This is a genomic window from Bradyrhizobium sp. LeoB3, assembly GCF_055456055.1.
This window is the reverse complement of record NZ_JBVBEF010000187.1, coordinates 1-6,535: the sequence shown is the minus strand read 5'-3', so window position 1 is coordinate 6,535 and position 6,535 is coordinate 1. Positions and strand designations below refer to the sequence as shown.

The window sequence follows — 6,535 nt, the reverse complement described above, 5'->3', positions numbered from 1 at the left end:
CCAGCCAGCATGGTGAATCAGAAACTCACTGATTTGGGAATCCCAAATCGATTCAACTTAACCCCATCCCGCTTTAGGTTAGCTGATCCGCGCCACGGCCCAGCCTTATCGGTGTTCCCTACGCTGCGAGGATCGCCTGTTGCACACCAAGACGGAAAGCACACCAACGCCAAAAGTAGAGGCGTTGCATCGCCCCCGGTCACCGACGAAGAATTGCAGCCGGCGGATGGAAGGAATATGCTCGCCTTATAATGACGCAGCCGCCCATCGTAAGGCGAGGCTCGGAAGACCTTACGGCGGATGGTTTGCCTACCCGCACCGGAGGTCACGTCATGTCCATCGCTCCCACACTGCAAAAATACCTCGCCGCTGAAAACATCCAATACGAGGAGATCCAGCACGAGCCGAGCATGTCGTCCACTCGCACGGCCGAAGCATGCCATATCTCGGGCGACCGTCTTGCCAAAGGCATCGTGCTGCGACGCGACGGCGAATATATCCTCGCCGTCGTGCCGGCATCGCACCACCTCCGCCTGTCGGAGCTGCGGGCGACACTCGGTGATCATGTCGATATGGCGAATGAAGCCGAAATCAATCGACTGTTCCGCGACTGCGCACTCGGCGCCGTTCCGGCCATTGGCAAGTGCTATGGGCTCGATATCATCGTCGACGATAGCATCGAGACACAGCCGGAAATCTATATGGAAGCCGGCGATCACGAGACCCTGCTTCATCTCACGCATGAGCAGTTTGCGCGCCTGACGGCGAACGCACCGCATGGGCGCTTTAGCGCGCACGACTGAGGATTGGTCGCGCGCATCAAGTGCACCTGAAATCCAGCAATGGAGGTCCGCCATGAAAGTCAAAGACGTGATGCACAAGGGCGTCGACTGGGTCAGCCCCGACACCCCCGTCACCGAACTCGCGAAATTGATGCGTGGGCATGACATCGGCTGCATTCCGATCGGAGAGGACGATCGGCTGATCGGGATGGTGACCGACCGCGATATCGTCTGCAAAGGGCTTGCGAGCAACGACTTCGATGCGCGTCGCGCGACGGCGCGCGATGTCATGACCGAAGGCATCCATTGCTGCCGCGAGGACGATGACCTCGCAAAGGCGATGCATCACATGGAGAAGCTGCAGGTCCGCAGGCTGCCGGTGATCAACAAGAGCAAGCGGATGGTCGGCATCCTCAGTCTCGGCGATGTCAGCCATTCCACGTCTGGCGACAATCTCCTGTCCGAATGCGTCAGGAGCGTCTCGGCCCATCACTGAGGCGTGGCCAGCGTGACAACCGCCAAGCCGCCGCCAAAGGCTGGAGGTGCGGCAGCGTCTTGCTTTTACCGGGAGGAAGTGGTGCCCAGGGAGGGAACCATACGCAACCACGGACATGACGAACCGCTGTTTGTCCTTAGTATGGTGGCGTGAGTGCGGTGCAGCCTCGCTGCATCGCGAAATTTACAATCGGGGCAGTTATTGGCGGGAAGCCTAGCTCGGGGTCCGCGCGAGCTCCGGTCCACAATCGCGGATTGGGCGGACAAGTTGTGGACCTGTAGCCCAGGGATTTAGCTCCGATTTCTATCGCCCCCCATAGTGGCGGAGGGGCACCATATCGTTGCTTTGACACGTGCAGCGTAGTTGCGGGCCGCCCTGCTCAACGACCGTATGGTACGCCAAGCCTCCGTGGCTTCTAACCAAGCTTTCGCTTGCTGGAACCTGACATAGACCCAAGCAAATGCGGGGATCTTCATTAATTTGTCTCGGGTGAGACTGAATAGACGCTCTACCAGCACGAGCTTTAACAGCTCGCCCGTGATCAATGTTAAAGCGCTACTCAGAAACTGCCCCGTCGCGGCTAGATATGCGGCGAGAGGCTTAACAGGTTCCAGAAGAATCACAGGAACTGAAAAGAGTGCAAGCGATGGGTAAGGCGGTAACGATCTGATCCAAGCCCGTAGTCGTCTCAACGGAACGTGGTCAGCGATCCAGTTTGAGATCGGCTTGGCAAGCGCCAAAAACGCCGCATCCACCAGGAAATACACGGCGGCGAAGACGTAAGTAACCGGCCTAAGGATTCTGTTCACAGTCGACCTCTGCGAATCAGACGATCTTTGCAAAGCAAAGTCGGGAACCCTAAAATAGTTTCTTACCAGCAACCGGTTATCCTACCCAGGCCAGGAGCTTTTCACGTGTCCTTTCCAATGGAGGCGCCTTCTTCTGCTCGCTCGCGTTCGGATCCTGGTCCTACTGTTTGTTCGACGGGCAGTTCCTTTACCTGCGCGATCGGTCGCCGAAACTGGACCGAGGAAAATCACTGGCCGCTCTTAGGACTCCCCTTGCCGCTCAGGCTCGGCGTAGCCGTGCTCGGCGGGTCAATGGATGACGGCCAAGACAGTCATCACGATCCGGCAGCGTTGCTAGGCGGTGGCGACTACACGTAGTTCGGTGGCAGCGTATTGTGGATGTGGCATGCCGCTACCGCAGCATGACCCAATGCGACCGATATCTGGTGCAGGTCACTGACGACGTCACCAATTCCGTACAGTCCCTGGACCGTGCTCTGCTGTTTTTGGTCCACGATCAGAAACCCTTCCGCCGTATGATCCGCGCCCACCGCAAGTGACAGGGCGGATCGGACCTCACTGCCCATCGCAGGATAGATAACATCGAACCCGACTGAGGTGCCATCGATCAGCCGAGCCGCTAATCGACTATCGACTTTTTCAAGCTGAGCGAGTGGCGCAGTGGTGGCAATTGTTGCCTCCTTCAGCTTCATCTCCAGCCCGTCCTCACGCGCGTCATCGGTCGGAACGAGGACGACATCAGCGGTGAAAGTACGAAGGAAAAGCGCCTTGCTCGCTGCATGCGCAAGCGGGCCGATCACCCCTATCCTTTTCCCGCGCGCCTCGAACGCGTCGCATATCGGACAATAGCGCAGCAGACCTTCCTCTACCGCGCTGGCCCAATCCTTCATCGGAGGCTGTCGATCGACGATACCGGTCGCGAGAACAACTTTCGACACCAGGATATTCGTGCGACCGACCGTGGCAGTAAAGCCGCTGCCGGCTCGCGCAAGTGCCTCGACCTTGCCGTCGATCAGCCGAACACCGAGCGCGGCCACCTGCTCTCTCATGCGCGCAAGCAATTCGGCACCGGAAATTCCGCGTGCGAATCCCGGAAAATTGTGGCTTTTCGGAATCAGTGCCGCCCGAGACCCACCGGAATCGACAACCAGAACCTTTCGCTCGAATCGCGCAAGGTAGATCGCGGACACGAGACCCGCTGGCCCGGCACCGATAACCAAGACCTCAACATCTTCAGGCATCTGCGATTAACCCGTTCGCACCGATGAGGTTCTTACACGCTGGAGAATTGGTTTTCAGGAACGGCCTCAAGCCTGGGCCGTTTACCAACCGCCTGAAGCAGACAGTTGAAGAGGCCTTACCGGCGAAACCCAGCCCGTTCGAGGAGGAGCGTGCCGAGGGCTCGCATGACATCGCCGAGGGATGACTCAAGAAACAATGGCGCCACAAACAGCCGCCAGGAGTTGTCGCCAACTGACGCTTTCGGTCGCCGAATACACAAACACTTGCGGCGCCTGGATCCAGAGCTGCAGTTCACGAGCGCGACCACAATATCCGGTCTGCCCCGGACAGCCGATATGATGACGGATTCAAACGTTATTCGGCTCAGGGCCAATTGGCGACCACGCCCGACCGGTCAATCCACGACAAGAGCGAGCGCCGACGTCGGATTAACGCGGCACCAGTCCGGCGGCCTTCAGGGCCGCCGTGATGATCGGGCCAGGTGCAACGCGCGGCGGCGTGCCGGGCAGCGCGACGGGAAACTCCGGAACCGGGAGACCTGCGGCTTTAAAGGCCGCCGCGATGATGGTGTTGGGGTCGAGCGGCGGACGCATCTGCTGGGCTCGATCATTAGCAGTTGAGGCGCCGCCTGAACCGTGCGTGCCCTCGCCAGCTGCTGCAGCAATGAGCAGGGCGTGGTCATCAGTTGGCATCTGAATGGTGGCTGACGTCGGGGCGGCACGGGGCATTTCAACCGGAGATTCATGCAAACCCCAGAAGCGAGAGATGTGATGCGTAGAGGAAATTCCCACATCCAGGAAAAATGCACCGGCAAAACTGCAACTCTCTTCCATCTTCGTCGCGATCGGCACACCGTGGCCCATGCCGCGGATGGAAAACGCCTCGATCAGTGGCTCACCATTTGCGTCGCTCCATACGCGCCGATTGTGGCTCTCGAAGAATTCTTGATGCGAGGGGCTGTCCGAAAGCCCATGCACGCTGGTCCATTGCCGAATAATGTCTTCACCGTTGGACGGCTTCACGATCGGATCGCGGGAGCCATGCCATACCGAGATCTTCGGCCACGGCCCGGAATGTCTGGATGCTGCCCGCACGCGATCGCCAAGCGCCTGCGTGGCATGTCCGTGCTCGGTAAACATGGCCTCAAATGCTTGTTGAACGTTGCTGGCGCATCCATAGGGCAACCCGGCGATGATGGCGCCGCCGGCAATAACCTCTGGATAGGTCGCGAGCATAACGGAAGCCATAGCGCCACCGGCAGAGAGGCCGGTCACGAATACTTTGCCCCGATCGCCCGCAAATCTCGTCAGGGCATGCTCGATCATTTCCCTGATCGAAAGCGCCTCGCCATGACCGCGCGCGATGTCGCCCGGCAAGAACCACGAGAAACAATTCTTCGGATTGTTGGTGGGCTGCTGCTGCGGATAGACGACCGCGAAGCCGAGCCTATCGGCGAGCGATGACCAGCCGGTACCGTGGTCATACTCGGCGGAGGTTTGGGTGCAGCCATGTAGCGCGATGACCACGGGCCTATTGGGCGGAAGGTCCTCAGGCGCGTAGGCAAACATACGGAGATTGCCGGGATTTGCTCCAAACCCGGTCAGTTCTCGCAGCCGTGTCCGGCGACGGGCGGGCGCTCCGCGAATGGACGCCGCGTTCTTTCGGGCCGCCGCAAGAAGACCTTCGAATTTACTGCGAAACTCCTCGCGCATCGGTGCACACCTATACCAATCACAGGAGATTTATTGTGTGCACTGCAACATTGCAGGCGTCGGAAGCAGAGTCAAGACCGCGCCCGCCAGCTCGCCATCCCGAGCAGACTACGAAAGCCTCAGATCGCCGCTTGCGACACGCGGTCGAAGAAATACAGCCGCTCGGGATTCAGCGCGATGCGAAGCCGGTCGTGGACTTTCGCCTTGACGATCGGCTCCGAGACAGAACCACGAACAACCCTCCTCGCTGTTGGTGCGACTAGCCGCTTTGATAGCTTTGACGAAGCCTTCGGGTGTTGGTCGTGCGGTCCACGCCGGCGTAAGCAGGCCAGCCTTGCACGCCCATATTGATCTTGGCATTGATCTTGGCCCAACGGGTCGCGCCAGCAACGGGATGCTTCGCTATGCGCCTAACGCGCTTGATGCGGGCGCGGCACCGGCAGGGAGAAACCAGACGGAAGTGGCCACCTCGTTGGAGAGGCGGCGCCCTCCACCTGATCCGTGAAAGCGTCAGCGAAAATCCGGCTGTTAGTTGTCAGCCGCCGGATCACCACCACCCGCTGTTCCAGCCCACCCCTACGCTCGGGCCAAATCCCACGCTCACGCCCCATCCTGGGCTCGCGCCCCATCCCCACCCCGGGCTCGCGCCCCATCCCCATCCTGGGCTCGCGCCCCACGCCGGGCCCGCAGACCACGCCGGTCGTGGGCTCCAGGCATAGGCGCCGCGCCATCCCGGACCCCACGCCCGGCGCGGAGCCCAAGCGTTGGCGCTGCGCCATCCCGGACGCGACACGCGGCGCGGACTCCAAGCGTGGGCGGCACGCCATCGCGGACCCGAGTGCCGGGCGCTGTGGCGCGGGCCGCTGGTCGAGCGCGCCTGGTGGATCCTTGACGTTTGCAAGACGATCTCGTTCGCCTTTGTGATCCGATTTGGCATTGCGGAAGCCGCCGTCGAGGTGAGAGCAACACCACCAAGCGCGGCGAAGGCAACAGCAGCAATTTTCAGTCTCATGGATGATCTCCTTCCTTGAGACTACCGAAACGTGTTGCTCGTTCGGTGGTTGCTAAAAGCGCGAGCAGAAGTTTCGGTTTGAGCTGCGAAGTTCCCCTCAAGAGCTGTCGATTTGGCCCGCTGCAGCGCAACAACGCGATGATGCTTCAGACGCAACCTTTCGAGATGAAAGACGTGGATTTCGCAGACTTGGATTTTCGCAGACTTGGATTTTCGCAGAGTGGATCGATGCGTTTCCTTCACGCGAACCGGCATTCACGTCGCTCGAAAACGCTCTAAAGCGCGATGAGATGAGGATGAATCATCATCGCGCTTCAGGTTATTGTTTGAGCATGATCGTTCCGGAAAACCGCTCCACACCTTTCCGGATCTAGTGCGACAACAGTACGGGAATTTCGATCCTCCCGTTGAAGATATCTCGCGTTGCGCTGCCGAGCATCAGCTCGCGCTCGAATCCATGTGCGAACGCGCCCATCACCAGC

The 6,535-nt window shown here is 59.7% G+C and carries 5 protein-coding genes; 3 read left to right on the top strand and 2 right to left on the bottom strand.

The window, feature by feature from the left end:
• Window positions 1-332 precede the first annotated feature (332 nt).
• Together ACZXDY_RS44065 and ACZXDY_RS44060 are read left to right on the top strand one after the other, a co-directional pair.
• Complete coding sequence (locus ACZXDY_RS44065; RefSeq protein WP_028165041.1) at window positions 333-803, top strand: aminoacyl-tRNA deacylase; 471 nt, start codon at window positions 333-335, stop codon at window positions 801-803.
• Window positions 804-855: 52 nt separating this feature from the next.
• Window positions 856-1,278: a CBS domain-containing protein gene (locus tag ACZXDY_RS44060; RefSeq protein ID WP_130230890.1), complete on the top strand. Its 423-nt coding sequence runs from the start codon at window positions 856-858 to the stop codon at window positions 1,276-1,278.
• A gap of 1,156 nt (window positions 1,279-2,434) precedes the next feature.
• On the opposite strand, the gene ACZXDY_RS44055 is transcribed toward ACZXDY_RS44060, so the two are convergent.
• Together ACZXDY_RS44055 and ACZXDY_RS44050 are read right to left on the bottom strand one after the other, a co-directional pair.
• Window positions 2,435-3,328 (bottom strand): NAD(P)/FAD-dependent oxidoreductase, encoded by an 894-nt coding sequence (locus tag ACZXDY_RS44055; protein WP_464349784.1) that lies wholly within the window; start codon window positions 3,326-3,328, stop codon window positions 2,435-2,437.
• Window positions 3,329-3,757: 429 nt separating this feature from the next.
• Entirely contained in the window at window positions 3,758-5,041 is a 1,284-nt protein-coding gene (locus ACZXDY_RS44050; RefSeq protein ID WP_464349783.1) for an extracellular catalytic domain type 1 short-chain-length polyhydroxyalkanoate depolymerase, read from the bottom strand.
• Between the two features lie 764 nt (window positions 5,042-5,805).
• On the opposite strand from ACZXDY_RS44050, the gene ACZXDY_RS44045 reads away from it, so the two are divergent.
• Window positions 5,806-6,072 carry a hypothetical protein gene (locus ACZXDY_RS44045; RefSeq protein ID WP_464349782.1) on the top strand — a complete coding sequence of 89 codons (267 nt, stop codon included), beginning with the start codon at window positions 5,806-5,808 and terminating at the stop codon, window positions 6,070-6,072.
• Window positions 6,073-6,535 lie beyond the last annotated feature (463 nt).

Bases quoted from the DNA above. Each gene is read 5' to 3' on its own strand.
- ACZXDY_RS44055 (WP_464349784.1), bottom strand. From the start codon at position 3,328: ATGCCTGAAGATGTTGAGGTCTTGGTTATCGGTGCCGGGCCAGCGGGT.
- ACZXDY_RS44060 (WP_130230890.1), top strand. From the start codon at position 856: ATGAAAGTCAAAGACGTGATGCACAAGGGCGTCGACTGGGTCAGCCCC.
- ACZXDY_RS44050 (WP_464349783.1), bottom strand. From the start codon at position 5,041: ATGCGCGAGGAGTTTCGCAGTAAATTCGAAGGTCTTCTTGCGGCGGCC.
- ACZXDY_RS44065 (WP_028165041.1), top strand. From the start codon at position 333: ATGTCCATCGCTCCCACACTGCAAAAATACCTCGCCGCTGAAAACATC.